This window comes from Kangiella koreensis DSM 16069 (assembly GCF_000024085.1).
GTDB lineage: Bacteria > Pseudomonadota > Gammaproteobacteria > Enterobacterales > Kangiellaceae > Kangiella > Kangiella koreensis.
The window spans coordinates 2689596-2714299 of sequence record NC_013166.1 but is presented as its reverse complement, the minus strand read 5'-3'; the positions used below and the strand labels follow the sequence as shown (position 1 = coordinate 2714299).

Sequence of the window (24704 nt, the reverse complement as noted above, 5' to 3'; positions counted from 1 at the left end):
ACCTAATATCAAGGCTGTATTTAGAGGGATAACTTAGCATTAATGAGCAATAAATATGAGTGAAAAGGCAACCGAGCAAATTCCTGACTCTATCTCCGAGCGTAGGCTCGATAAGGTACCTCATTTCCCCAATCGTCATGAACCGGTTGGTTTTATGTTACGCCTGGTTAAAGCGTTGCATACTTATGGCGTGCCCAGCTATGAATTAGAGCGCCTGCTGACTAATGTGGCTGAGCAGCTTGGCTATGGTTTGCAGTGTATTGCAGTGCCGACCAGCATTACCATGACCTTCATGCTGGAAGAGGATAAGCCGCAGACCTACGTGATTCGCTCAAATTCTGGTGAAGTCGATGTGGATAAATTGAGTCGCACCATGGATGTCGCCTATGCCGTTATTAATGATGATATGACCACTGAAGAAGGCGCTATCCAGCTCAATGAAATCACCAAGTCGAAACCGGTCCATAATCGTTACTGGACCATTATCTGCTTTATGCTGGTATCGGCCTCAATTGCCAGAATTTTTAATGGCGGCTTACTGGAAGTCATTACGGGTGCAGCAATTGGCTTATCTGTGGGATTGTTAGTCAATATAGGTGGAACCCGCTCGGAAACAGTGGCTAACTTAATGCCAGCATTAGCTGCTTTTATGGCGTCTGTAATATCGGTGGGTTTTAATAAATGGTTAGGCCTTGGTTCCACTTATATTCCCATTGTTGCCGGGATCATCATTCTAGTGCCCGGTATGATGCTAACCATTGCCATGGCCGAATTAGCGACTCAGAATCTGGTTTCAGGGACAGCACGGCTGCTCGGTTCTGCGGTCATCTTCATCCAGATGACCTTTGGTGTGGCAATTGGAACTCAGCTGGGTAACTTTCTGTTTCCTTCCACCGTTATCACACCTTTAACTTTACTGCCGACCTGGACTATATGGATTGCCATTTTTGCTACCTCTTTTTCGTTTGTGGTTTTGTTCCAGACGCGATGGAAAAGCTTTCCATGGATTATAGCCGCAGTATGTATTGCCTATTTTGTGTCGCGTTGGGGAGTGAAATTGATGAATCCCGCAAGCGGTGCATTCATTGGTGCCTTATCGGTAGGATTGTTTGCAAACCTTGCTTATCGTATCAAGCAGGTACCAACGGCAACTTGCTTAATGCCCGGTTTCATTATTCTGGTTCCGGGCAGTGTCGGCTTTAAAAGTCTGACCGCACTGCTGGATCATGACATTATTGGAGGTTTGGATACCGCTTTCAATATGATTATTATAGGTATATCGTTAGTAACAGGCTTGTTGATTTCATCAATAGCGACTTTGCCAAAACCAAAAACAAAAGCAAAGCTAGGCAAGCCATTGAGTTAATTGAGTGCATTGATAGGAAGGGCGGGGGCAGAAATGATAAAGCGGTTATTGTGTTTGATGTTGATATTTCTGCTGACCGGGTGCGATTCGGTCAGTGCGGAATATCGAGTAAAATACGTGCAGGATGGCGACAGTATGATTATCTGTTGCGAACGAGGTAATGGTTTTACCATTCGATTAAAAGATATTGATGCACCGGAGAGGGATCAGCCTTATGCCGAAAAGTCCCGTGCTTATATGCAGGAATTGGTTATGGATAAGCCGGTTAAATTAGTTGGCGATAAGCGGGATAAGTATGGTCGCTTGTTGGTGGACTTAGTAGTGGATGGCAAATCCGTCAATGAAATTATGATTCGCGAAGGTATGGCCTGGCGCTGGCGCTACAGTAAAAGCAAAAAACTGAAACAACTTGAAGATAGCGCTAAAGAGAAAGAAAAGGGGCTATGGTCACTGCCGGAAAATCAGCGTATGGAACCTTGGGAGTGGCGCAAGAAACATATGAGGAGAGGATCATGGAAAGGGAGATAGTTAATAAAGTAGCAATCATTGGTGGAACTCATGGCAATGAGTACACAGGGATATATTTGTTAGAAAAATATCATGAGTATCCTCATTTACTACAGCCTAAAACCTTTGACGTTGAGTATCTGTTAGCTAACCCAGAAGCCTTTAAAAAGAATCGACGCTATCTTGATCGTGACTTAAATCGAAGTTTTAAACTGTTTGATTTAAAGGATCCATTATTGTCAGGTTATGAAAATGCGCGTGCCAAAGAAATAAATGATCAGCTCGGCCCCAAGGGGGATTCGCGAGTGGACATGATTGTCGATTTGCATACTTCAACAGCGCCGATGGGCGTTAATCTGGTTTTAACTAAAACTGATACTTTTCATCTGATGCTGGTCGATTATGTCCAACAACGCATGGATGAAGTGACGGTGACCTTGGAACAACAACAGGATCACCACTTTTTAATGACGGTTGCCGATCGGCATGTGCTGGTTGAGGTTGGGCCCGTGCCCCAAGCTCAGCTGAAACATGAAGTCTTTGAAAAAACGGAAAAGACGGTTCAGCTCATTGCCGAATATATCGAGCTGTATAATCAACACAAACTACCGCAACCATCTGAGTCCATAGACATATACGAATATTTCAGTGTGATGCACTTACCCACTGACCCGCTCGGCAATATCTGTGGCATGGTACATAAAAATATTCAGGATAGAGACTTCCAAACCTTAAAGTCAGGCGAGCCGATATTTCATCTGTTTAATGGCAAGGATGAGCATTATGAAGGGGAAGACTGCACCATCAGCTTCATCAATGAAGCCGCCTACTACGATGAAAAGAAAGCCTTCTCGATGTCGAAAAGGCGAACCTATCATATTGGGTAATGCTAAGCCTGTTTGTCAGCTTTGCTCTGCATTACCCTGATTCATCTTATTCAAGATTTCTCGACCACGACTTAGAGCTTTTGCCGCTGCCCGATAACTGCGACTTGCATTCAGTTCGTCCGCACGTTTGAGATAGGCGTTCGCCAAATCATTTTGTAAATCGATTGATAACCTAAAGTTGCTAGGAAGAGTTGAAACCAGCGCAAAAACTTCCTCATCAACCTGCTCTAATTCCCGAGTATTGGAAGCAGCGTTGATTTTGGTTTTTAAGTCAGTAATCAGCTTCTGATAAAAAACGCTGGCTGCCTTATTTGGAAATGGTGTATCTGGATTGTCGGTTAACTGCTTTTGATAGTCATCGATTTGTTTAGCTGCTAACAGGAATGTTTCGCTCTGTTTTTTTAGTGACTGATAGTCTTTGTTAGCGGCAAAAATTGCATCGCCTACTTTTTGATAGCGATTAAGTCCAGCAATATCATGCTCAGCTAACGCTTGCTGGATGCCGGTTAAAAACAGCTCCTTTGCTTGAACCGAAATTTTGGGTGTATGTTCTGGAGCAATGGTCAGTAATGTTTGCTGCAAAGAATAAACATCATCACCTGACTCTCGCTTTGTATAATCCTGCTGTTCTAATAACTGATTAAACTTTTGCTCCAAAGTTGAAACCAGCTGTTGTTGCGAATCAAGAATCTGTTGTTTAAAGCTGTTAAGTTTGTGTGAATCGGTTAAATAACGTTCTGCTTGAGCGATAACTGCTAAAGCTTTGGGATAATCAGCATAGCCAGAGTCTGTCGGCTTTAGAAACTGTTCGGAACCTTGATAGAAATGCTGGTAAATATCATCATTCAGCAAGTTAAGCATGGACGTTCGATAAACATCCGGAAGCTCTTGAAGTTGTTCAAGGGATGCTGACATATCGTTCTGAGCAAGTGATAGCAACTGTTGATATTGGGCTTCTTGTTGTTGATAAAGTGACAGTTCAGACTGAGCCTGATTAATCGTTTGGTTTGAGCTTAGCCATACATTGATTGCTAAAGCAGAAGCGACGAGAGCCGAGGCTGCAATGGCTAAAGGCTTAAGGATATTGCGAGTCAGATCCTGCTGAAGTTGGCTGACTGACTCAGTGCGTTGTCCGTGCTCAAGTTGGAGCCCTTTTTCGAGCCCTTTCCAGTTTATGAAGGACAGTTTCTGAATCTTTTGTGGTTTTAATTTTTCGGCAAAAGCTTTATTGGCTGGCTTACGCGCATACGGGTGCTTACTGCTAAACATTTCGTAAGTGATACAGGCTAATCCGTAAATATCATCTTTAACATCATGTGGTTGCTGGTTGAGCATATTGAGACTGGCATAGGCGGGCGTATAGCCGCCGACGTCATATTCCGGCTGGTCGGAATGGAGTTGCACTGCATATTCATCGACTGTCTGTTTTAAGCCTCGGGACACCCCAAAATCAAAAATCTTAACTCGTTGTTGCTGGGTAATGAAGATATTGCTCGGCTTTAAATCACTGTGCAAAATCCCTTGTTGATGGGCAAACTCAAGGGCGGAAGTCATCTGTTTTAATATATTGAGCACGCCATTTTTTGGCAGTCCGTTAGGTTTGCTGCGTTTGATGATTTGATCCAGAGTTTCTCCTTGCAAATATTCCATCACGATATAGCACAATCTGCCTTCTAGAACGAAGTCATGGATCTGGACAATGTTTGGATGAGCGAGCAGGCGCGTTTTTTTGGCCTCGCGCTGCATGATGGTCACCGCATCGGGATGGCTGGCAAATTCGGAAGTTAAGATCTTAACCGCAACATAGGGCTCGGTATCTCCAGCCTTTTCAGCAAAAGAGTCAATCGCCTTGTAGACATGGCTCATACCACCGGTGCCAATAAGTTCGATCAAACGGTAACGCTCACTGAGCAAATCGCCTAATTTAACCTGTTCAGTAGTGGCTTTTGATTTATTGGTAGCAGAAAAATCTTGAACTATGGTTTTGTCGTTATCAATGGCTTGTGATCCTACATCATGAGAATCCTCTGTATCCAAGGACTTAGATGCTTTTGTATCTTCTTGATTCTGCTTGTTTTTATTGTCTTCCGGTGAGTGTTCCATTTGATTAAAACTCTGATCCAATCTTTATCAAGCGCGCTAATCTAACCGATTCTCAATAAATATTCAATTCTTTAATATATCTGAGAAGTATTTATCAAATATTCCAAAATGAGTTTGAATTGTTGAATAAATCAACTATCATCTGCGGCTAATTTTTTATTTTCTACGTGATTTGTCGACTTCTATGATGCGACAACAGGCGTCAATATTGAAGCCCAGGACAATCATTGAAGAATCATAAAGATATAGAACCAATCGTTATAACAGGTGTTTATATTTGTTGGACTAACAAGTCGAAGGCGCAAAAAGGTTTGGTGTCTTTGAAACTTAGTCGAAAAGGGATAAGAACAAAGGTCATAGAAGATGAAGCAATTAACACTTCGAATTACCAGTTTTCACCGTTTATCTCCGGATCAGGTCGCGACCAAGACCTTTGATCGAGTGGGTGGTGTTATTGGACGCTCGGCAGACTCAGACTGGGTGCTACCTGACCCAGAAAAGATTGTATCGAGTACCCATGCCGTTATTAGTTTTGAAGCCGGCAGTTATTCAGTTACCGACTATTCAACCAATGGTTTGTTTATCAATCGTTCTGTAGAACCGGTAGGAAAAGGCCAATCTCGCCTATTGCAGGATGGAGATTATTTGCAGATTGGTGAGTATGAAGTCGAGGTCGAAGTCAGAAATCATGAAGCAATGGATTATGAACATGCCGGAGGGGTGCAGAAGCAAAGTAGCTATCAGGCTGAACCACACATTGAATCAGCTGCTAAAAATGAAGCTATCCCTGCATACCATGAGCTGGCAACCAGCCAGCAAGCAGAATATGAACAGAGTCAGCATGAAACTCAGGTAAGTTCGAATCCTCTTCATGCGAGTTACAGTGCACCAGCTCCTAAGCAAAGCCCTTATTCTTCTACTGTTGCAACGGATAAAGCAGTTGAAGCTGCGCAGCAAGCCAAAGCTCAGCCAATTCCTGAGGAGTGGGAACAGAGCCTTCAGGCCGGTATTCAGAGTAGCCAGCCAACGCAGCATCAGCCACAGCAAAAAGTAACGCAATCACAATCAGTACAAGCATCAGAACCACAAGAAATACCGCCAATTCCAGCAGCTGTAACTCAACACAATGTCGTGGCTAGCGGGGATAATGGAGTCGAAAATAGTAGCGACAATTCACAAGTGTGCCTGACTGCCCTTTTGAAAGGACTCGGTTTAAATGCCGAGGAAATCCAGCTGAGTAATCAGCCAGAGTTTTATCATCGACTGGGCGCAGCCTTGAGGCTGTCATTGCAAGGGATGCTGGATATTTTGCGCGCTCGAGCCAGCATGAAAAGTGAGTTCAGAGTGATGCAGACCACTATCAGGACTCAGGAAAACAATCCTTTGAAATTCTCAATCAATGTAGATGAAGCGATAAGAAATCTTTTTGCTCGACGTATTCCAGGATTCTTAAATTGGGATCAGGCAATACAGGAATGCTTTAAAGATATGAGCAGTCATGAGCTGGCATTGATGGCTGGCACAGAAGGTGCGGTGAATGCCGTGTTGGATCAGTTAAGCCCTGAGAACTTTACAGTGGAGGAAGACAATAACAAGAGTCTTGAAAAGTGGATTCCAGTGGCCAAGAAAGCAAGGCATTGGGATCGATACAAAGACCAGTATAAGAGAGTTAACGAAGAGTTAGGCCAAGGTTCTGGTAAGCGTTTTTCTGAAGAGTTTGCTGAAGCGTATGAAGCGCAATTGACAGCATTGGGTGTGAGATAGAGGCCAAAATGAAAGTTATAAATAGTTTGCAAAAAATAGTATTAGTTATTGTTGTGGCAGCTGGGCTAGCGGGTTGTGGTTTATTGAAAAGTGGTGACGGGGAAGAGGTAGAGTTACGTATAAATGTAGCCGAACAAGTAAATCCTGATGAGCTAGGGCGCTCATCCCCTATCGTTATCCGGCTGTACGAATTGAAGAAAGCAGTTGCGATAGATGGCCTGGATTTTTTTAGTGTCTATGACCAGACAGGACCTGAGTTTAAAGCAGCTGTTTCGAGCATGAAAGAATTTCAGGTCAATCCTGGACAGGCGATCGTGCAAACAGTTTTAACCGATGGGTCAACAAAACATCTCATGATAGTGGCTGCATTTAAAGATATTGATAACAGCCAATGGAAGGTGACACATGACCTGGAACAATCTGATGAGCTAACGATAGCCATAGAAGGTAAAACTATAATTAAGCAATAAGGACATTCGATGAGCAACAAGGTGGTTTGGTCACAAGGCTTATTTTTAACCCCTGAGCACTTTCAACAACAAGACCAATACAATGAATACCAGCTAAAGAGGATGATCAAGTCATTGTCCAGGCATGGCTATGGATTAAAGAAGCTGATACTCAATAAAGAGCAACTGTTACAAGGCAAGCTTGGCGTAAAGGAAGCCGAAGGATTGCTGAAGGACGGTACTTATTTTTCGATTCCTGAGAGGAACCTCTTGCCGTCACTGTTAGACCTGTCGGAAGTGGACAATATCAATGACAAGCGAATCATGCTGGCCATTGCCGAAAATGTCGATAATAAGAAACTGGTAGCTCAGGAAATTAACAGCGAATCCAGTAAGCGATATCGAAAAGAACTCAAAAAAGTTAGCAGTATCAATGTAGGTGAAGAGAGCGAGATTGCCATTGAAGTAGCTGAAGAAAATTATCAGTTGATGGTAGAGGGTAAAAGTCAGGATGGTTATGAATGTCTGCCAATCGCTAGAATAAAAGAGAAAAAGCAGGACGGCAGCATTGAGCTTGATGAGTCCTTCGTACCTGTAGTGCTGGACCTTCATGCTAGCGGTATTCTCAGCAGCAGAATGAATAATTTATTGAGTCTGCTTGAACACCGTAGAGAAAAATTAGCCGCAAAAGTCATGGGTGTCGATAATTCGACAGCGAGCAGCATCCATAACTACCTCATATTGCAATTGCTCAATAAATATTTAGCAGAGTTACAACAGTTGCTGGAGCAGGAGTATAGCATTCCTTATGAGCTGTATTTGGGCTTGATTAATCTCGAAGCGGAGTTGGCTACCTTCTACAGCTCTGCGCGTAAACCACAAAAGCAAATGGCCTACTCGCAAAACATGATCGATGAATGTTTCAGTCAGGTCGAGGCGAGCATTAAGCAATACTTAAGCCATGTGTTAGATGAAAGTGCTCATGAAATAGTGTTGGAAGATAAGGGTTATGGCGTAAGAGTTGCTCATATTGATCAGGTAGAACTGTTTAAGCAGGCCAGTTTTGTGATTGCTGTAAAAGCAGAAATAGCGACAAGAGAATTAAAAGAGCAATTACCCAGACAAATAAAAATTGGCAGTCTGAGCAACATCAGGCAATTGGTCAATGCGCAATTACCAGGGATAAACCTGTCTGAAATGTCGGTTGCGCCAAGAGAAGTACCGGTTAAAAAAGATTACAGTTATTTTGCTATTGATAGCCGTTCTCCGCTGTGGAATGAAAATAGTACTTCCAGAAGTATTGCATTCCATATTTCTGGAGACTTCCCAGGTCTCGATGTTGAGTTATGGGCAATCAAAAATGAACTGTCCTAAATAATGTAAAGGAATAGAACATAAGAGTAATGATATGAGGGATATGGATAGAACAATACTGGTACCAAGGCCGGGAGGAGTACAGCGCCCGCTGGATGCTAATGAGCAGACGTTGGAGCCAGATCTAAGCAGAAGTCAGAAAATACCGTTAAGCGCATTTAAGATTGGGGTGAACCCGATCATTGATGCTGCCACTACCTTATTGAGTCTTGCTATTGAGCTAAAGCAGGCGACTCAAATCAATAATATCAATATGCTGCACAAGCAGTGCATGAATCATATCAAAGAATTTGAGCAGCAACTGAGACAGGATGAAATCAGTTCAGAGACGATTGCTGAAGCCAGATATGCTATTTGCTCATTGATTGATGAGATTGTTCTTAATTCACCCTGGGGTGCAAATAGTATCTGGAGTACAAAAAGTTTATTAAGTGTTTTTTATAAGCAAACCTGGGGTGGGGAACAGTTTTATAAAATTATCCATGAAAGAGTCAAAGTGGCGCTCAATAATCAATATCTATTAGAGCTGATGTATTTGTGTCTACAGCTTGGCTTTAAAGGTAAATACCAAGTTGAGGATAATGGTTTTGAGCGGTTGGAGATGGAAAAAGAGCAGCTCTATGCCGTGTTAAAAAAACTTCAGCCTGAGCAAGAAAAAGATCTATCACCCCGTTGGCGCAGCAATGTTACAGACTTAATAGAAAAGCAAAGAGCAGTTCCTTTGTGGGCGGTTGGTATCTTAACCGTAACTATTCTTCTTGGATTATATATGTCTTTTAGTTATCAGCTCAGTCAAAAAGCAGAACCAGTCTATAACAGCATCGCTTCTTTAGTGCCAGAAAACAAAGTAGATCTGGCTAGTAGTGATTCAGTGATTAATTATGCGAAAAACTTACGACAATTATTAAGCACAGAAATTGGGCGTGGATTATTGCAAGTGGTTGAAGATATCGACCACGTAGCAATCATTATAACCAGCAATCAAATGTACTCATCAGCGAGTGCTCAGCTCAATGAGAATAGCATCGCACTGATTGAAAAAATTGGACAGATCGCGACTACTACTCCGGGTCACATTCAAGTGGTTGGGCATAGTGATGACCAGAAAATATTTACCGCAAAATATCATTCCAACTGGGAGCTTTCGTTAGCCAGAGCTAATTCAGTAGTGAGGATATTAAACCAGAATCAAAATTTGGCCGGACGAGTGACAGCAGAAGGTCGTGGGGCGGCGGAGCCAAGAGTAGCCAATGATACTGATACCAATCGAGCATTAAACAGGCGGGTTGAAATTCTTTTGTGGGTAAAAGACAAGTTTAAGGATAAACAAACAGTGGAAGTAAGTGAGCTATAGTATGTCAGGGACTATAAGAAAAATAGGTAAAGTAATAACACATAAAATCACCATAACGGTATTGGTGGTGCTCGCAGTTATTGCTTTAGTATGGTTCGGTGGGCCTTTGATTAGTATTGGTGGCTATGAAATATTAGCCAGCGCAAGTGCCCGAGTGAGTTTGTTGTTGATTATTGCATGTGCATGGCTGGGGATTAAATTCTGGAAGCTGCATCAGGCGAGTAGTAAAAACAAAAAGCTCATTGAGCACATCTCAAAAGAAGAGCAGGATCAGCTCGAAATCGAACAGTCGTCGGATGATGAGATTGCAGTACTGGAGAAGCGTATGTCTGATGGGCTGCAATACCTCAAGAAAAGCGACTTTAAAGGTAAAAACCTCTATCAATTACCCTGGTATGTTTTAATTGGCCCGCCCGGCGCCGGTAAAACCACCAGCATCGTTAATTCTGGGCTAAACCTACCGCTGGCAGAAGAGTTTGGAGCTAGCCCGATTAAAGGTATTGGTGGCACCAGAAATTGTGATTGGTGGTTTACCGATGATGCAGTATTGCTGGACACCGCTGGGCGATACACCACTCAAGATAGTTACCGAGAGGTTGACTCAAGAGCATGGCTGGGCTTTCTGGACTTGTTAAAAAAGTCGCGACCAATGCGACCGGTTAACGGCGCAATTGTCACGATCAGCATTGAGGACTTGTTGCAGAAAACGCAGTCTGAAGTCAATGAGCTGGCAGGAACTATTCGTAAAAGAATCCAGGAATTAAAAATGCAGCTGGGAGTCAATATCCCGGTTTACTTAATGCTAAGCAAAGGTGATTTGTTGGCTGGCTTCAACGAGCTGTTTGATGACATTTCACGTGACGAAAGAGAGGAAGTGTTTGGCTTCACTTTTGAAGTAGATGAAGATTTTGGCCATCATTATGCGGCTGCAAAGTTTAATCAATATTTTGTAGAGTTGATTCAAAAGATTGAGCGGAAACTGACAAAGAAACTGCAGTCCGAAAAAAGCGAGCAAAGACGAGCTCTGATTTATAGCTTCCCACGACAGCTACGTTTAGCACAAAAGAATATAGATGACTTTATTCAGGTGGCTTTTAGTCAGAACCGTTATGAAGAACCAATCTTGCTTAGAGGTGTTTATTTCACCAGCGCTACCCAGGAAGGTACGCCGATAAACCGTATTGGTCGTGAGATATCCAATAGCTTCGGTTTTCAGCGAGAACGCAGCGCTGCAAGTCAGATAGAAGGTAAAGGTTATTTCATTAAGCGGCTTTTGCAGGATGTCATATTTAAGGAAGATAAACTGGTTGGGATTAATATCAGTTACCAGAAAAGGCAGCGCCTGATTCAACGTGTTGGCTATGCAGTTGCTGGATTCTGTCTTATCACTTTGAGTTATCTGTGGTCACACAGCTATGCTAATAATAAGCAGATTATCGATAGCACCTCTTCGTTAGTATCTGAATATACCGAGGCCAGTAACGGTGGAATAACGGAGCAGTCTAACCTTGTTGAACTAAACGGTGGCCTTAATGTATTAAAGAGATTTTCTAGCCAGATAGTGGCAAATAAGAATGCGCTAAGTGAGGGTTTTGGCCTGTACCAAGGGGACAAGTTTAGTGGTATCAGCAGCGAAGTATACAGTAAAGGATTGACTAATTATTATGGCCCTTATCTGAAAGGGACCTTAGAAAAAGAAATGCTCCAGGCAAAAAATCATCATGACTATTTGTATGAACTGTTGCGAATATATTTGATGTTCTACTTGCCACAGCATAAAGAAGATAAAGACATTGCTTCGCTATTTGAACACTTATGGCGCAGAGACTTTCCAGGTGAAATCAACGAAGAACTCAGATCTGATCTTAAGTCCCACTTGAACTACTTTCTGGTTCAACAAATGGCTCTACCACAGCAAGATGGCAAGTTGATTGAATATGCGCAAAACAAACTCAGCAAAGTGTCTTTGGTAGAACGCGTTTATAACAGCCTGTTAGATAATTACATAAATGCCATGCCGGAATTTAAGCCTAGCGACTATCTATCACAAAAAGTCGAAGGCTACTTCTACCGAAAAAGTGGTAAGTCGTTACGAGAAGGGATTCCCGGACTCTACACCCAGGCTGGTTATCACGGCGTGTTCAAAAGAGAGAGCAAAAAAATTAGTGAGATTCTGTCAAAAGACTCATGGGTACTTCCTTCTGGTGAGACTGAAAGCCTGGATAAACTTTCGATACTCGATATTCAGGAACAGGTTCGCAATAAATACTTCAATGACTATATCTTTTATTGGAAAGAGTTGATCGGTGATGTGGCTGTCAGAGAATTTTCTACACCTGAAGAAGGTGCTTTGATGCTGCAGGAGTTGACTGGGGTCAATGCACCGATAGAAAGGCTGTACTCAGCTATCCGCGACAATGTCATGCTGGCAAGACCTAAAGCCGAGGGCTTGGATCTTGATGCAGCTAAGGATGTGGTCGATTCAGCAGGTTCCTCTCGGGTTAATAACAATATTAATCGTTATGAAAGACTTATTCCTGACAGTGCTGATATTGATGTGGTACCAGAGCAGGTGGTCAATGATGCATTTGGTGAAATTATTCATTATGTGGGTGACCCCGGTAGTGCAAGTGCGTTAAAGCAAAGTATTGGTGCCCTCAAGAATATGCAGATATTCCTGGAGTCAATTAGTAATGCTAATAATGCAGCAGAAAAAACCTATGAAGTGACCAGTAGTCCGCAGGCAGCCAGCATTATCAGTGAGCTTGAAAAAGAAGCCAGCGTTACGCCACAACCGATGAATGAATGGTTGGGAAAAGTCGAAAATAGTGGCAAAACATTAACTAACACGGGTACCTATTCCTATCTGAATAATCTATGGAAGACACAGGTATTAGCTGAGTGTCGTCGAGCTATTGAAGGTAGATATCCGGTAAACAAAAGAAGTCGTCAAGATATTACTCTGGATGATTTCAGAAGTTTCTTTTCCTATGGCGGTACCATTGACCGCTTTTTTGATGAACACTTAAGTGTATTTGTGGACACATCTCGAGGTCGCTGGCGACTACTAAAAGATATTGGCATCAGCAACTACACTTTAAGACAACTGGAAAAAGCCAAGTCAATCAGAGAAAGTTTCTTCGTTAGGAATGGCTCTGACATATCAGTCAACTTTACCTTAAAACCATCAAGCTTAAGTGTTAATGCAGGTCAGGTATTAGTGGATATTGAAGGTCAGGTTTTGTCCTATCGACATGGCCCGTTACGCTCATACCCTACCCGCTGGCCAGGGCCAAAACCACAAGTAGCAACATCGATATCCTTTACTCCTGCTAACGGCGGTCAGACTGAAACAGTCAGAACTTCGGGTTTTTGGGGTATGTTCAGATTGCTGGACAAGGCGAAGTTAAAGAAGACATTGGCTTATGACAAGTTTCTCGTTGAATTCAAGCAGGCGCCATTTGACGCAACCTTTGAGTTGCAAGCCCACAGTGTTAACAACCCATTTTTTGGGTCTGACCTGGAAGGCTTTAACTGCCCGACGGATTTGTAATGGATATGTGTGCTATGCGACTGGGCTGCTTTGGGAAAATACGTAATTGTGGTGATTTTATAAGTCGTCATATGCCTCATGAAATTGAGAGTAGTTTTACCGAATGGTTAGAGGAAGGGCTGGCTGAAACTAAGGAAAGATTCCAGCAACAATGGCTTGATTATTTTCTGACAAGTCCGATCTGGAATTTTGTGATAGAAGAACCTGATTCCGAGCAGGTGATAGTCGGCACCATGATGCCAAGCATGGATAAAGTTGGGCGATATTATCCATTAATCGTTTTACAAACTATCAATCATGATGCCGGTTTGAATGTAAGCCTGTTGGAAGAAGTAGAAACGCTGATGCTAAGTACATTAGATAAAGGTGTTGAGCAGGAACAATTCGTACAGGCATTAGACCTTCTGCATGAAAATAGCGGTCCAGAAAAAGATCAGGGGCAAAGATATATTTCTTTCAGCCAGTTAAGAGCATTTTTCACGAACTGCGCTCAGGTCGCCGGAGATACAGTTGCCAAGTTATGGTCTGAACAAAATGGCTTGATGCCAACAGAAAAACAGAGCATCAATTTATACCGTCATGAGTCTGAAGTTAACGGAGTTCCTTCCAGTATTTGGTGGACAAAAGGCTCTGCTCATATGGGGGCGACAATGCTTTTGTGCCAAGGGTTACCGCCGATAGCTGGAATTCATGCAACTCTTGACGGTGATTGGTTCGGAGCAGGATGGCAACCAATAACGGATATTGAAAACTCAGAAAAAAATAACGATGAAAAAAATAACAATGGAAGTATGTTGTGATTAAAGCTGAACAAGATAAAGCAATCATTGAATATCGCTGGCTATCTTCAGCTACTACCCATGTGGGAGCTGTAAGAGAAGTCAATGAAGATAATCAGATCGAAAAACCTGAAATAGGCCTGTGGGTTGTCGCTGATGGTATGGGTGGTCATAGCGCAGGTGATGTGGCGAGTGGCATGGTGGTTGATGAGCTATCAGCGGTAAGGCGGGATGGAAACAATGAAGCGTTTATTGAGCGTGTTGTTGAAGTATTGAGTATTACCAATCAAAAGCTAAGGCAGCTGGCGTTTCAGAAGTTTGATAAACAGGCAGTGATGGGGACTACGGTTGCCGTTCTCATTCTGGATCAAAATCATTACACCATCTTATGGGCTGGCGATAGCAGAGTGTACCGTTACAGGAATCGTCAGCTTGAGCAATTAACCCGTGATCATAGTCAAGTCAATGACATGCTGGATTCAGGGCTGTTGACGCAAGATGAAGTTGATGATCACCCTTTGGCCAATGTCATCACTCGAGCCATTGGGGCATCGCAAACGCTTAACCTCGAAAGAATCGATGGTGAGTTAAAGCATGGCGACATTTTTATGCTGTGCAGTGATGGATTAAATAAAGAGTTAACTGACAGTGAAATTTCACCCTTTTTCAGCTCGGGCGATGTGGATGAAATCAATAAGGCATTAATTCACTCGGCTCTGGTCAGGGGTGCACAAGATAATATCACTGCAATCTCAGTGCGAGTTGAAGGAAGTGTCGGCAACGACCAGACAATCCCTGCCTGGAATACACATAAGTCAGAGGAGAGTTCGTTAAATGTATATTGAAAACTATATCAAACCGATTAGTGAAGACAATCCTTGTGGGCGAGACTTACGAGAAGACACCAGTGTTGAATCGATATATTACAAGTTAAGAGACGCCCGAAATTCAGCAAGAAAAACTGAGCGTTTGGCATTAGCTGATGCCGAGGATGCAGGGGCCGTTGATGACAACTGGTTTCAGCTAAAAGAGCTGGCATTACAGGCTTTAGAGCATGAGACAAAGGATCTAGAAGTAGTTGCCTGGTTGATTGAAGCTTTGACCAGAATTGATGGCATCAAGGGGTTAAGTTTTGGCTATAGGATAGCCAATGAATTGATTTCCAGTTTCTGGGACAAAGGAATTTATCCAGCAATTGATGAAGATGGTATTGAAACTCGGGTAGCACCTCTATCAGGACTTAACGGGTTTGATGGTGCCGGCACACTGATTACCCCAATTAAATCGGTAGCGATTACCGATAGTGAAGAGTATTTGCCGGTTTGTGTTTGGCAGTATGAACAGGCCGTGCAGCTGGAACGATTAGACGCTGAGAAAAAACAAAACCGAATTGATAATGGCGCAATACCATTAGAAAGTATTAAGAAAGCGGTGCTGTTGACTGAGCCGAGCTTCTATAGAGAGCTTGTTGCCGACGTGCAATCTGCTTTAGAAACCTACGAAACCTTTACCAATGAATTTGATCGAGTGTGTGATTCATTGCCGCAACCAACCTCTAATATCAGGAATGCACTGAAAGAGTGTATTGAGGCTGTTGAGTATCTGGCAAGAGACAAATTAGCGTCGTCAGATGAATTGGTCAGTCAGGATAGTAAAGAAGGAGTTACTGATAGCCCTGGTGCGGAAGTGCGAGCTATTAACCGACGCGAGCAGGCGGTTAATACACTGAGACAGGTAGCACAGTATTTTCGAGAAACTGAACCTCACTCACCTATTTCATATCTGCTGGAGCAAAGTATTCGTTGGAGTGATTTGTCATTACCAGAATTGTTGCAGCAATTGATTCCAGAAGAAGGTGCGCGTGAACAGTATTTTAAACTAACAGGGATCGATGCGGGTAGTAACCAATAAATCTGAACCCTCAAGCTAAAGGAGAAACACATGGCGAGTATACATGATCGTTTGAAAAAAGTGCGTAAGCCAAGAGTCCACATTACCTATGATGTGGAAACCGATGGCGCAGTATTGGAAAAGGAGCTGCCTTTTGTAGTTGGTGTCATGGGCGATTTTAGTGCCGACTCTACAAAACCAGTGAAGCCATTAAAGGAGCGACGCTTCATTCAAATTGATAAAGACAATATCAATGAAGTGATGAAAAATATGTCGCCGGGACTCAATATTAAAGTCGACAATACTTTAGAAAATGATGGTTCGGAAATGGCGGTTAACTTGAAGTTCGATTCGATGGAAGACTTTGAGCCAGCAGCTATCGTTGATCAAGTTGAACCATTAAAGAAGTTAATGGACACGCGTAATAAGTTACGTGATTTGATGACTAAGATTGACCGTTCTGAAGAGTTGGAAGGGTTAATGGAAAAAGTCTTACAAAATAGTGATGACTTGAATGCGCTAGCAGAGGCTCTTGGACAAATCGATGAAAAGACAGGAGATGAGCAATGACAGAAATGGAAAAAGTTGCCGCAAAGGAGCAGCTCGTTGAGCAAAGCCCAGATATATTAAGCCAGGCCATTGCGGCGACTAAGCAAACTGAAGCGACTCGCGCGGAAGAGTTGCTGAGAGCGCTAACTTCAGAAGCGATGAAGGGAACTGTCACCTGGAATAAAAACCTGACCGTTACGTTCAAAGAAGCCATCGACAAAATTGACGAGGCTCTATCCGACCAGTTATCTAAAATTATGCACAATGAGCGTTTTCAGAAGCTGGAAGGTTCATGGCGTGGTTTGCAGTATCTGGTACAAAACACTGATACCTCGGTTTCCATGAAACTTAAGGTGATCAACTTACCGAAACGTGAATTATTTAAAGATTTAAGCAAAGCAGTAGAGTTTGACCAAAGCCAGCTGTTTAAGAAAATCTATGAGAGTGAATTCGGTACTGCTGGTGGTGAGCCTTTCGGTGCTTTGATTGGTGACTACGAGTTTACCAATCATCCAGAAGATATTGAAACATTAGAACTGACTTCGAATGTTGCCGCCGGAGCCTTCGCGCCCTTCATTTCAGCATCATCTCCGGAACTGTTTGGATTCAATGATTGGACAGAGTTATCAAAACCACGTGATTTGGAAAAGATCTTTGATTCATTAGAATACGCCCGCTGGCGTGGTTTCAGAGACTCGGAAGATTCTCGCTTTGTAACACTGACGGCACCTCGCGTGTTGGCTCGTTTGCCATACGGTGAGCAAACCCGTCCGATAGAAGAGTTTGCATTTGAAGAACTGCCAGTCGACAGCAACACTAAAGTGGCTAACAGTGTTGATAATAAAGATTATTGCTGGATGAATGCATCATATGTGCTGGGCAGTAAACTAACCCAGGCCTTTACTGAACACGGCTGGTGTACTGCAATTCGTGGTGCTGAAGGTGGTGGTAAAGTGACTTCATTGCCAATGCACAACTTCCTCAGTGATGATGGTGATATGGATATGCAGTGTCCAACTGAAGTAGGCATTACCGATCGTCGTGAAGCTGAGTTAAGCAAGCTTGGCTTCTTACCCTTGTGTCATTATAAAAACACCGACTATGCAGTGTTCTTCGGTTCAAACACCACGCAGCGTCCAAAGCGCTATGACAGTCCTGATGCAACCGCTAATGCCGATATTTCATCGCGTTTGCCTTATATCATGGCCACGTCGCGGTTTGCGCACTACCTGAAAGTCCTGGCGCGCGATAAGATTGGCTCTTTCATGGAGCCGGAAGATTGCGAATCATGGTTAAATCGCTGGATTCTAAACTACGTCAATGCTGATGAGGCCGCTGGTCAAGAGTCTCGTGCCAAGTATCCACTGGCCGAAGCTCGAGTTGAAGTTGAAGAGGTGCCAGGTAGTCCGGGAGTCTATCACGCGAAAGCCTGGTTGAAGCCATGGTTACAACTGGAAGAACTCAGCACCTCATTACGTTTAGTGGCGAAGATTCCAGAAAGTAAATAATCAGCAAGTAAAGTAAGACTAAAGGCCGCATCTGCGGCCTTCTTTTTATGGTTTGTGGCGTTGTGGACATGAAAGTGACTGCGGGATGATGGAAAATTTTGCTACACTAGCTCCATTCAATCACAAGTAATATTACTGACATGTCAGAAAAAAAAGCTCCCTTTATCCTCGTTGACGGTTCTTCCTATTTATTCCGTGCTTATCATGTGCCTCAATTACAACGCATGACCAATTCTAGCGGCATGATGACTGGCGCTGTGTTTGGTGTCATCAATATGCTGAAAAGCCTGATCAAAGAATACGAGCCTGAGCAGATGGCGATGGTATTTGATGCTAAGGGCAAAACCTTCCGCAATGATCTCTATCCTGAATATAAGGCTAATCGACCACCGATGCCTGAGGATCTGCGTCAGCAAATCGAGCCGATTCACGAAATTGTTAAAGCGATGGGCTTGCCGCTTTTAGTGATTGATGGTGTCGAAGCGGATGATGTGATTGGTACTTTGGCCAAGCAGGCCTGTAAAGAAGGACGTGAAACTCTGATTTCTACCGGTGACAAGGATATGGCGCAGCTGGTCAGCGATCACGTCACCTTGATTAATACCATGGATAAAACCAATCCAATCACGGACAGGGATAGAGTGATTGAGAAGTTTGGGGTGAAGCCTGAGCAAATTATTGATTACTTAGCCTTAGTTGGCGACAAAGTAGACAATATCCCCGGCGTGGATAAGTGTGGCCCAAAGACTGCTGTGAAATGGTTAGAGCAGTACGGTAGCTTGCAAGGCGTGATTGATCATGCCGATGAGATCGGTGGCAAGATCGGTGAGAACTTGCGCGAAGCCATAGACAGGTTGCCATTGTCGTATGAGTTGGCGACTATCAAGTTGGACTGTGACCTGGAGTTTAAGCCAGAGCAATTGAACATTGGTCAGCCTGATTTAAAAGAGCTAAAGAAACTATACAGCGATATGGAGTTTCGCCGTTGGTTAACTGAAGTGTTAAAAGAACTTGGCGAAGGTGAAGCAGGCGATTCAGCGGGCGATGATTCAGAAGATGGACCAAGTGTTGCGCTGGTAGACCGTTCTAAATATGAAACTATCCTTGAACAAAAAGAGCTAGATAAGTGGATAAAAAAGTTAGAAGAAGTTGAGTTGTTTGCTTTTGATACTGAAACAACAAGCCTGAATTATATTGAAGCAGAGTTAGTGGGTATGTCATTCGCCCTAGACAATGGTGAAGCTGCTTATTTACCCGTTGCTCACTCTTATATGGGTGCACCAGAACAGCTTGAGCGGGATGAAGTATTAAAACAGTTAAAGCCACTTCTAGAGTCTGAGAAGCATAAGAAAGTTGGACAAAACTTAAAATACGATATGAGCGTTTTAGCGAATTATGATATTGAGCTCGCAGGCATTGAGTTTGATACCATGCTGGAATCCTATTGTTTGAATAGTGTGGCCAGTCGGCATGATATGGATACACTGGCACTGCACCATTTAAATCATGTTAATATCAAATTTGAAGAAATCGCCGGTAAGGGAAAAAATCAGCTAACCTTTGATCAGATTGAAGTCGAACAAGCTGCACCATATGCTTCAGAAGACGCTGATATCACCATGCGGTTACATCAAAAATTATGGCCAGAGCTAAAACAAAATGAAGGGCCTACACAAATCTTCCAGCATATTGAAATGCCTTTATTAAGAATACTTTCTAAAGTAGAGCGTAATGGTGTGTTAGTTGATGGAAAATTATTACTGGAAAAAAGTCATCTATTCGAAAAGCGCTTAAAAGAGTTAGAAAAAGAGGCTTATGAGATTGCTGGTAAGGAATTTAATTTAGGCTCACCAAAGCAATTACAAGTAATTTTTTATGAAGAACTTGGCTTGCCGATTTTGAAAAAAACACCGAAAGGTCAGCCATCGACAGCGGAAGAGGTTTTGCAGGAACTGGCGCTAGATTATCCTTTGCCGAAATTAATTCTTGAGCACCGTGGGTTAAGCAAGTTGAAGTCAACTTATACCGATAAGTTGCCGCGGATGATTAGTGACAAAACAGGTCGCGTGCATACTTCTTATCATCAAGCAATTGCCGCAACCGGTCGACTGTCATCAACCGAACCGAACTTACAAAATATTCCGATCAAGACAGAAGAAGGTCGTAGTATTCGTACCGCTTTTATTGCACCGAAAGGTAGCAAAATTTTAGCCGCGGATTATTCGCAAATTGAGTTGCGCATCATGGCTCATTTGTCTCAAGACGAGGGTTTACTAAAAGCGTTTGAAGAAGGCCTGGATGTTCACTCGGCAACCGCCGCTGAGGTGTTTGATGTACCACTGGACGAAGTCACATCCAATCAACGTCGTAATGCTAAGGCCATTAACTTCGGTTTAATTTATGGCATGTCTGCTTTTGGGTTGGCCAAACAAATAGACACCGACCGTAACACTGCACAAGATTACATCAACACCTATTTCGCCCGTTATCCTGGTGTTGAAACTTATATGGAATCCACTAAGGAAAAAGCAGCAGATTTAGGTTATGTGGAAACACTTTATGGCCGCCGCTTATATTTACCGGAGATACATTCTAAAAACGGTATGCGGCGAAAAGCAGCCGAACGCACGGCGATCAACGCCCCAATGCAAGGCAGTGCTGCGGACATCATCAAGCTGGCAATGCTGGAAGTGGATAAATGGCTCAAGGACGTTAAAGGCATCAAGATGATCATGCAGGTACACGATGAACTGGTATTTGAGGTTGAAGAAGACAAACTCGAATTAGCGCAAAAAGAAATTCCTAAACTGATGCAAAGTGTGGCTGAACTCTCAGTACCTTTGATTGCAGATGTCGGCGTTGGCGATAATTGGGACGAAGCACATTAAATTTGTATAAACAAAACCTGTAAAACCATCTTAAAATGTGAACCGCTAGCGATCAAGGTTGTGAGTCATTTTGAAGCTTAAAATGGCTATCGTTAGCCGGTTCACATTTCTTACCAGTCTTTACAAAAGCTGACACTTTTCTTGCAACAAACTCACCAAACCAATGTCTATTTAACTGAGCGCAACGAATGCGCTCCCCGCGACTCCCTCCTTCCAGCGGGATTTGCAATTCGGCCCCCCCAAGCTGAATTGCGCATTTGGGGTGGTGCCTTTGTTCCCTCAGGCCACCCCTTTTTTTTGCCTCAAATAAATTCGTGATAATTATCAATAATAGAAACTGTAAGTCTTTAAAACATAAAGAAGCACGTATAATTTTTGTTCACATTTAATATTTCTAATATGAAATGAATTAATGCATAAATGACATTTTTGCTTGAAATGTGAACAAATCCCGCTATTATTCAACTCGCTAAAAAAAGCGCATTGTTAATAATTACATAGGAAATTCATCATGAATAATAAAGGGTTTAAGTTCTTACTTGTTTCTATTTTCTCTTTGGGAATTATCAATTGTAGCGGCGGAGGCTCTGACTCTTCATCTGAACAAGAACCTGTTAATCAAAAGCCTACAGCAAATGCAGGTGCCGACCAATCTGTTGATGAACAAACAGCAGTGACTGTCGAAGGTTCGGGTACAGATAGTGACGGAAGCATTGCTTCTTACGCTTGGACACAAACTTCAGGACCGCAAATTTCATTAGGCAATACCAGTCAACAAAATCTTGAATTTACTGCTCCAGTTGCAAAGCAGGCGACTAGCCTAGAGTTCACACTAACAGTAACCGACAATGACGGAGCCTCAGGTTCAGACAGCGTCACTGTAACCGTCAACCCTGTAGATGAGCAAAAAGTTACCCTACAAGGTGTTGTAACCGATGGACCAATAGCAAACGCAGCAGTAACTGCTGAAGTGGCAGGTCGAACTTACAGCACAACAGCCGATGCTAGCGGTAACTACACGCTAGAAATTGGTGCTGATGAAGATGAAAATCTGAGTGAGTTGTTAGTGGTTCTAACTGCTGACGGCGTGGATGAGCAGTTACATGTAAAATTAAAGTCACTTGTGGATAGCTTTGGCAGCATTTTAGAGCAAGCGGGGAATGACAATATCTTAACTGCTGATGAGAATAATGGAGTTAATGTTACTCACTTTTCAACAGCAATTTTGGGCTTGCTAGTAATAGAGAAAGGTGAGAATTATCTGACTAATAGCAGTAGCTTTGAAGCTGGACTCCCTACATTGTCAGGTATTGGCGTATGGGAAATTGCTACAGCCACTAAATTAATTATCGATTATTCTGATCAGTATCCAGAGTTAGGCCTTCCAGAGGGTGTTGAAAATAGTTGGGAGTTTGCATCAAATAAAAATGCCATTAATGAATATCTTAGTGACATTCCAGATCATCATGATGCTTTATATAATGAAATAAAGAACTCTACTTATGATCAAGCTCCATTATTCGAACCAAGCATCATAACACCACAGAAGTACATAGAAGTTAACAATAAGTTCATGACAACCACACAATTTAATTTTGAAGAGTCCGGTGGTGGACGCATGAACTACAGTGCGGTTGAGCAATCGCTAAGTGTGAATAATGCAGTTGATAAACTTCAATTAAGTCTCGAAGGAAAAGTAGTTTCGACAGGAAGTATTTTTAAAGACTACATGGGTACTGAGTATCAAGTATATCGAGATGAAATATGGGAGAATATTGAGGTAAAGGTTATTAAGTCAACTGAACTTGCAGATTTAGTAGCATTAAAAATTGATGGTCGATATCAGTTTGATACAAGCCCATTTTATGATTTTGAAGATGAGCTATTTTCTAAATATGACGTCAAATTATTTATCAAGAAAACGTTACCGATTACAAATGACGATCTGTTAGGCGTTCGAATGCTTCCTACATTAGCTCCTAGTTTAGATCCTGATGAAGATCTTGATACCCCTTATGGCACCTTCCCCAAAATTGTTTCAACAGAAGCTGTTGTAATAGAGTTCTTTGAAAATGGGACAGCGGAAAGTATATCTGGAAACTTTGGTAATGGTAGCTGGAATATTACTAGCGAAGGTTCCTTGGCTCTGTATTTAGAAAATGCCAACCTGAAAGTTAGAAAAGTTTCTACAAATCTATGGGCTGTTGAAGCTTATGATGCATTTGGTACTTCGCTTGGCTTTGCTGCAGGAATGTCCGCTTTAAAAGATGGAACGTTGCTGGATGAAGAGGGCGCTGTAGGTGTTTATGCGGTAGATGGTCTAATATCTGACACAAGTTCCACATATTATTGGTTTGAAGTTCAGGAGGGTGGGGTTGGTTATCAATTTGGAGGTAATGACTCTAATAATAATGGCATCCTTGAAACGAGTGAGTACAGTCGGAATCAGTTTTTCTGGGAGATTGTTGATGGCAAGCTACAGTTAAATATATACAGAAACATTTCAAATCAAGTATGTACTGTAATTACAAGTGACTGTTTTGTATATATGAGACGAACATTTGATATGTTTGAGAAATTACAAGGCAAGCAATATGTAACTTACCAATATCAAGTTAATATGTTACCAAGTATTTATGGAGATCTTTCTCCTGAGCTACAAGCTCTTTGGGTATATGACATGATTTATGCAAGATATTTAATTAAATCATCAGGGCGTCCAATCCCAACCGAAGTACAGTAGTAAAAAGGCCAGCATCTGCTGGCCTTTTTTTACCAATAATAAATACTTAAGATAGTAGCTCTTTAAATTCCTCTAAGTCATGTAGAGGTTCAAAGGCTGGTTCTCGGTCTATTTCTTCTGCTAATTTGGGCGCCTTTTCGACAGCTATTTTAATATCGCTTATAGCTTCTTGAAGAGCGCCGTTGGCCGCGTTGGCGCAGGCTCTTTGCCAGTAGGCAAGGCCATATTCTTCATCTTGCTCAATGGCTCGGTTGGCGAGACTGAAGGCCCATTCGTAGTCGCCTAGTTCAAAAGCGGCATCTGCTTTATAAATTAGTGCTTCGATATCGGTCGGGTTAATTGCTAGCAATTCGTCATACATTTTTATTTTTTGATGCATATTGGTTTCAAGAGCAGCACGCATCCAGATCGAATGGATTTCATTCGCTTTGGAGATGTCTTCCTGAGCGTCGATGATCTCTTGTGAGCGACGTTTAAGCTTGTCTTCAAGATCTTTTAAGCGAAGTTCATATTTACTGGTCAGTTCGGTGATTTTTGTTTCGACCACTTCGTTAAGTTTGCTGCGTACATCGCGTAATGAGCGCCAGCCCATTAATACTAATAGTGAGGCTGCGGTAGTGATGATAATGAAGACATTATTGAGCGTATCGGTGGTGTAACGGATCGCGCGATCAGAAACATCAAGACGAGCATTAGCAACTTTATGTTCAACCTCAGCTCTGAATGATTGTTGATCCTGACGAATACTTTTCAGCTCATCCAGTATGTAACGTTCTATCAATGGAGGATACTGGGTACTGGTAGCATTGGTTTTTGCTGGCTGCTCTTGGGGTTTGTTTTGCTCTGAAGCAAAAATGGTGGTGCTGAAAAAGAACAGCATAATTGCAATGATACGGATGGTCATGGGCTTCCTCGCTCGGATAAACAAAGGCTTAGTGGCTTGATCCTAGCGAAGGGCGCAGTGCTTTGCAAAACAAAGCACCACTAATA

Annotated in this window: 17 protein-coding genes; 15 read left to right on the top strand and 2 right to left on the bottom strand. The window is 42.5% G+C overall.

From position 1 onward, the window contains the following. Positions 1–55: 55 nt before the first annotated feature. From KKOR_RS12590 to KKOR_RS12580, 3 genes are read left to right on the top strand one after another with little or no spacing between them, the layout of a single operon-like run. Complete coding sequence (locus tag KKOR_RS12590) at positions 56–1366, top strand: threonine/serine exporter family protein (RefSeq protein WP_015781521.1); 1311 nt, start codon at positions 56–58, stop codon at positions 1364–1366. A gap of 33 nt (positions 1367–1399) precedes the next feature. After that, the gene (locus tag KKOR_RS12585) at positions 1400–1894 is read left to right on the top strand and encodes a thermonuclease family protein (protein ID WP_041296064.1); all 495 of its coding nucleotides are present in this window, start codon (positions 1400–1402) and stop codon (positions 1892–1894) included. Continuing rightward, a complete protein-coding gene (locus tag KKOR_RS12580; protein WP_015781519.1) occupies positions 1879–2760 on the top strand; it encodes an aspartoacylase in 882 nt (293 codons plus the stop codon). The genes KKOR_RS12585 and KKOR_RS12580 overlap by 16 nt, the downstream gene beginning before the upstream one ends. A 15-nt stretch (positions 2761–2775) precedes the next feature. On the opposite strand, the gene KKOR_RS12575 is transcribed toward KKOR_RS12580, so the two are convergent. After that, a complete protein-coding gene (locus KKOR_RS12575) occupies positions 2776–4863 on the bottom strand; it encodes a serine/threonine-protein kinase (protein WP_015781518.1) in 2088 nt (695 codons plus the stop codon). A gap of 363 nt (positions 4864–5226) precedes the next feature. On the opposite strand from KKOR_RS12575, the gene tagH reads away from it, so the two are divergent. The 12 genes from tagH to KKOR_RS12510 all read left to right on the top strand — a co-directional run bounded on the left by tagH (position 5227) and on the right by KKOR_RS12510 (position 23714). Next, complete coding sequence (gene tagH / locus KKOR_RS12570) at positions 5227–6627, top strand: type VI secretion system-associated FHA domain protein TagH (protein WP_015781517.1); 1401 nt, start codon at positions 5227–5229, stop codon at positions 6625–6627. An 8-nt stretch (positions 6628–6635) separates the two neighbouring features. After that, entirely contained in the window at positions 6636–7097 is a 462-nt protein-coding gene (tssJ, locus tag KKOR_RS12565) for a type VI secretion system lipoprotein TssJ (protein ID WP_015781516.1), read from the top strand. A gap of 9 nt (positions 7098–7106) precedes the next feature. Further along, a complete protein-coding gene (tssK, locus tag KKOR_RS12560; RefSeq protein WP_015781515.1) occupies positions 7107–8450 on the top strand; it encodes a type VI secretion system baseplate subunit TssK in 1344 nt (447 codons plus the stop codon). 43 nt (positions 8451–8493) lie between these two features. Beyond that, positions 8494–9804: a type IVB secretion system protein IcmH/DotU gene (gene icmH / locus KKOR_RS12555; protein WP_049756765.1), complete on the top strand. Its 1311-nt coding sequence runs from the start codon at positions 8494–8496 to the stop codon at positions 9802–9804. A gap of 1 nt (position 9805) precedes the next feature. Then, a complete protein-coding gene (tssM, locus tag KKOR_RS12550) occupies positions 9806–13357 on the top strand; it encodes a type VI secretion system membrane subunit TssM (protein ID WP_015781513.1) in 3552 nt (1183 codons plus the stop codon). Then, entirely contained in the window at positions 13357–14157 is an 801-nt protein-coding gene (gene tagF, locus KKOR_RS12545) for a type VI secretion system-associated protein TagF (RefSeq protein ID WP_015781512.1), read from the top strand. Before tssM ends, tagF begins: the two co-directional genes overlap by 1 nt. Next, entirely contained in the window at positions 14154–14981 is an 828-nt protein-coding gene (locus KKOR_RS12540) for a PP2C family protein-serine/threonine phosphatase (protein WP_015781511.1), read from the top strand. Before tagF ends, KKOR_RS12540 begins: the two co-directional genes overlap by 4 nt. Further along, the gene (gene tssA, locus KKOR_RS12535) at positions 14971–16047 is read left to right on the top strand and encodes a type VI secretion system protein TssA (protein ID WP_015781510.1); all 1077 of its coding nucleotides are present in this window, start codon (positions 14971–14973) and stop codon (positions 16045–16047) included. Before KKOR_RS12540 ends, tssA begins: the two co-directional genes overlap by 11 nt. A gap of 30 nt (positions 16048–16077) precedes the next feature. After that, complete coding sequence (gene tssB, locus KKOR_RS12530) at positions 16078–16596, top strand: type VI secretion system contractile sheath small subunit (RefSeq protein WP_015781509.1); 519 nt, start codon at positions 16078–16080, stop codon at positions 16594–16596. Beyond that, entirely contained in the window at positions 16593–18083 is a 1491-nt protein-coding gene (gene tssC / locus KKOR_RS12525) for a type VI secretion system contractile sheath large subunit (RefSeq protein ID WP_015781508.1), read from the top strand. Before tssB ends, tssC begins: the two co-directional genes overlap by 4 nt. 140 nt (positions 18084–18223) lie before the next feature. After that, on the top strand, positions 18224–20971 hold the full coding sequence (gene polA, locus KKOR_RS12520; protein ID WP_015781507.1) for a DNA polymerase I: 2748 nt from the start codon (positions 18224–18226) through the stop codon (positions 20969–20971). A 511-nt stretch (positions 20972–21482) separates the two neighbouring features. Next, a complete protein-coding gene (locus KKOR_RS12510; RefSeq protein WP_015781506.1) occupies positions 21483–23714 on the top strand; it encodes a PKD domain-containing protein in 2232 nt (743 codons plus the stop codon). Between the two features lie 46 nt (positions 23715–23760). On the opposite strand, the gene KKOR_RS12505 is transcribed toward KKOR_RS12510, so the two are convergent. Beyond that, positions 23761–24618 carry a tetratricopeptide repeat protein gene (locus tag KKOR_RS12505; RefSeq protein ID WP_015781505.1) on the bottom strand — a complete coding sequence of 286 codons (858 nt, stop codon included), beginning with the start codon at positions 24616–24618 and terminating at the stop codon, positions 23761–23763. Between the last annotated feature and the right edge of the window lie 86 nt (positions 24619–24704).